The organism is Candidatus Nanopelagicales bacterium, from assembly GCA_018003655.1.
GTDB lineage: Bacteria > Actinomycetota > Actinomycetes > S36-B12 > UBA10799 > JAGNDY01.
On record JAGNDY010000022.1, the window covers coordinates 23,401 to 27,761 of the forward strand.

Annotated in this window: 3 protein-coding genes; 2 read left to right on the forward strand and 1 reads right to left on the reverse strand. The window is 60.6% G+C overall.

Going from position 1 to position 4,361, the window contains the following annotated elements; translation table 11 throughout:
* Positions 1-1,082: hypothetical protein (locus KAZ48_05155; protein MBP7972166.1), on the reverse strand; the 1,082-nt coding region annotated here is incomplete at its 3' end.
* A gap of 126 nt (positions 1,083-1,208) precedes the next feature.
* Here KAZ48_05155 and KAZ48_05160 point away from each other — a divergent pair.
* Both KAZ48_05160 and KAZ48_05165 read left to right on the forward strand, forming a co-directional pair.
* The gene (locus KAZ48_05160; protein ID MBP7972167.1) at positions 1,209-2,837 is read left to right on the forward strand and encodes an MFS transporter; all 1,629 of its coding nucleotides are present in this window, start codon (positions 1,209-1,211) and stop codon (positions 2,835-2,837) included.
* 73 nt (positions 2,838-2,910) lie between these two features.
* Positions 2,911-4,361 (forward strand): glycoside hydrolase family 15 protein (locus KAZ48_05165; protein MBP7972168.1); only part of this gene is annotated, 1,451 nt, incomplete at its 3' end.

Genomic DNA, 4,361 nt, shown 5'->3' on the forward strand with positions numbered 1-4,361 from the left:
TCGAGCAGGCTGTCCAATCCCCCGGTTGTGGCCGACGACTCCGCCAGGAACAGGTTCTCGCCATAGAACTCGCCCATATCGCGGATCCAGTTGGACTTGAAGATGGACTTCCCGCGAGCGATTGGCAATGCGTGGAACGTTCCGATCGGCCGCTGCGCGTACTTCTCCAGGTTGTCAAAGAACGGTGTCTGAAAACGGTCTCTGATCCCCTCCAAGATGCTCAGATGGATCTCCAGGATCTCCTCAGTCGAGAAGAACACGCGGCGGACCGCAGCTATCGTGTCGAGGCCCGCGACCTGCTCAGCAAGTCGGTCGCTTAAGAGGTAGAGATCAAGTTCAGGTCTGACTTCCTTGACCGTGTCGAAGAGCCGCACTGCGAGCTCGTCTTCGTCCGGGTCTGACGTCAATGGACGCTTGCCGAGGAATCCACGAAGGTCGGGCAGGTTGCGTCTACTTCGGAACGGGAACCCGTCGTAAACGACGACGGCTTGAATGTTCGGATTCAGAATGACGGCAACCAGCGCGTCCTCGTACGACTCGACGATGACAGGCTGGTAGATGAAGTCGTCGGTTAGGCGACGGAGTTCACGAATCCGGGTCGTCAGCCCATCCCACAGCGCGGGCATGTCCGCAGCAACGACGAGCACCTCAAAGTACGGCCGTGGGAGAATCTGTCTACCCACGCCGGTGTTGGAGATCTCGTCAAACGACTCGGTGGGGTTGGAGTCGAGATGCCACGCTCCTTCCAGCGAGTGGTGTGCGTTGGTGTGCAGCGCTGCGGAAATGATGTGCACACCATTGGCGAACCCCTGGAGGTCTCCTTCGGTCAGCAGCCGCTCGAGCTCGTTGTTCAGCATGCGGCCTGGGTAGCCCCAGTAGTCCTCGAGGACCCGCATCCGTTGGAACTCAGTACGAATCTTGGCCAGCTCGTCTGGATCTGCGGCAGCGGCCGCATGCGCAGCGTGGCGAAAAAGCGTGCGCCATTGGTCCATTCGCTGGCTGCTGGTGAGAAAGAGGTCGGCCAGTGCGATGGACATATCGACGTTGGGTTGCTGATTGGGGATTAAGAAATTCTCCGGCACGTTTTGATGCTAGTGCTGCCGGGGTCGGCTTCCCAATCGAAGCGACGACCTTGCGCTGCGGCCCGCGCGAACCATCGGGATAGGCTCTCGCCGACTTTAATCGACCTGCGGGGAAGCGAGCACGCGATGGGTGACATTCAGCAAGGGGCAACCGCCGACACACTTGAACAGGCCGCCGGTCGCAAGAAGTGGATTGGGCTGTTCTTCGTTGCGCTAGGCGTATCGATGATTATCGTCGATGCCACAATCGTTAACGTCTCGATCCCGACGATCATCGACGATCTGGGTATTACCTCCAGCCAGGCTCAGTGGGTGCAAGAGGCCTACACGCTGGTCTTTGCTGCCTTCCTGCTGATGTTCGGCCGATTGGCCGACCGGTGGGGTAGACGTCGGATGTTCCTGATCGGTGTCGTGATCTTCGTACTCGCGAGCGTGCTCGCGGCGACATCGCAAAGTGGCGGAGCACTGATCGGCGCCCGGCTCATTCAAGGGCTCGGTGGCGCGATGATGCTGCCCACCTCACTCTCGTTGATCAATGCGGGTTTCCGCGGCAAAGACCGGGCCGTTGCGTTCGCGATTTGGGGATCCACTATCGGGGGTACGGCCGCGCTCGGGCCGTTACTTGGTGGTTGGTTGACCACTGACTTCTCGTGGCGGTGGGCTTTTGGCATCAACGTCCCACTGGGACTGGCTGTGTTCATCGGAGCGTGGATCTTCGTCAAAGAGTCCACTGGCGATCGAGACGAGGGCATCGATGTCCTGGGCGCGCTGTTGTCGGTGACGGGGATTGGACTGATCGTCTTTGGGCTGATCGAGGGTCGCAATTTCGGTTGGTGGGAGTCGATCAACTCGCCGACGATCGCCGGCTGGAATTGGTCGCTGAACCTGTCGATTGTCCCGGTGGCATTCCTGCTCGGAATCCTCGCGTTGGTTGCGTTCGCGGCACTCGAGGTCCGACGTAATCGGGCAGGCAAAGCTGTACTGCTGGACCTGTCGTTGTTCTCCCTGGCGTCATTCCGCAACGGCAATATCGCAGTAGCCATCGTCAGCCTCGGTGAGTTCGGATTGCTGTTCGCGCTGCCCTTGTGGCTGCAGAATGTGCTGGGCTACTCAGCTTTCAAGACAGGTCAGGTGTTACTCGCGCTCGCGCTCGGCAGCTTCCTCGCCGCCGGATTTGGTGCTCGGCTTGCCCAACGTCGTGGGGCGATCCTTGTCGTTCGGATCGGCATCGCCTTGGAGATCGTCGGCATCCTTGGGATCGGCATCGTCGCATCACCAACTGTGAGCATCTGGCCGGTGATCGTACTGCTCTTCTTCTACGGGATGGGCGTTGGTTTGGCCACTGCTCAACTGACCGGCGTGGTCCTCGTTGACGTGCCCGTTGCGAGCAGCGGGCAGGGTTCAGGAATCCAAAGCACCATGCGGCAGTTGGGCTCCGCGCTTGGAATCGCGGTCCTTGGAACCATTCTGTTCACCGGACTCGGCACTCAGCTGAACAAGAATCTGGAACAGATCCCGCAGATTTCCGCCGAACAGCGGCAGCAGAGCGTTGACGTTGTGGTGGCCACCGCTGGTTCGATCATCCCGCAACTCAACGAGAACCCGCAAACAGAGCCGGTGGCAACCGCCGCCAAGCAGTCCCTATCGACCGCGACCAAGTGGGCTGCCTTCGTGGCGGCGGGCTTCCTGGTCTTAGGTCTACTTGCCAGCCTTTCGCTCGGCGCGTCCAAGCCAATGACGGATCCCACCGGCTGACCCAGCAACCGACAATCCGGCGAATGGCGGATCCACGCGGCGTCACGGTCGGGAAGTGGGCAGACTGTTGCGGGTGACGAACGCTGCGTATCCGCCGATTGCGGACCATGGACTCATCGGCGATCTGCAAACCTCAGCTCTGGTTGGGTTGGACGGAACAATCAGTTGGTTCTGCTCACCGAGATTCGACTCTTCCTCGGTCTTCGGTTCAATTCTTGACGCGGAGAAGGGTGGCTACTTTCGAGTGTCGGTTGACGATCCCGATGCCGTCGTCAAGCAGTTGTACTTGGTAGACACCGCGATCCTGATCACGCGTTACCTCACCAGCGCGGGTGTTGGCGAGGTCATCGACTTCATGCCCATTGACCGACCCGAAGTCGCCACCGACGTCCATCGAATCGTCCGACTAGCACGCGTGGTCCGAGGCGAGGTGACGTTCACGATGGAGTGCGCGCCGCGGTTTGACTACGGCCGGGTTGATCACGAGCTGACGCTGACTGACCATCACGCGCTGTTCAGTACCCCAGACCAGGAAATCTCGCTCCACACGCAACGAATGCTCGACCACTCGGAGGGCAAGCAGATCGACAATGGCGTCGCCCGATCCCGCTTCACCCTCAAGCAGGGTGAAGTGGCCGGTTGCACCCTGACGACCGGCCTCAAGGGTGCCACCGCTGGCGCGCTGAGCGTGCGCAAGGTCGTCTCCTTGTTTGAGGACACCATCAAGTTTTGGCGCGATTGGATCGGCAAGTCGACCTACAAAGGTCGGTGGCGCCAGACGGTCAACCGCTCCGCCGTGACGCTGAAATTGCTGACGTACGCGCCAACGGGCGCCCTGGTGGCTGCTCCGACGGCTGGCCTGCCGGAGCAGATTGGCGGCGAGCGAAACTGGGACTATCGCTACACCTGGATCCGCGACGGCTCCTTCTCGGTCGGTGCCTTGATGGAGCTGGGCTACAACGACGAGGCGGCTGCGTTTCTCAAGTGGATCGGTCGGTTGGTTGCAGATCACGCTGGTGGCTCCGCGGCACCTCTGCGGCTGATGTATCGGGTTGACGGATCCTCCGATCTGGATGAGTTCGATCTCCCGAATTGGGAGGGTTACGCCGAGTCGAGCCCCGTTCGCATCGGCAACGGCGCCGCAGACCAACTCCAACTCGACATCTATGGCGAGGCAGTCGACGCGATCTACGAGGTGGTCAAGCGTGGTCGGTCGATGTACTACGACACCTGGTTGGGGATGGTCGGGATCCTCGATTGGCTGGCGGACAACTGGGATCGACCAGATGAGGGGATCTGGGAGACCCGCGGTGGACAGAAGGACTTTGTCTATTCACGGGTGATGTGTTGGGTCGCCTTCGACCGGGCGATGCGGATCGCGACGATGAAGGGCCTGCCGGCGCCGTTGGAACGGTGGCGCAAGACCCGCGATCGCATCTACCGGCAAGTGATGGAGCGCGGGTACAACCAGGAGAAGGGGGCGTTCGTTCAGTACTACGGGTCAGACGTGCTCGACGCCTCCTT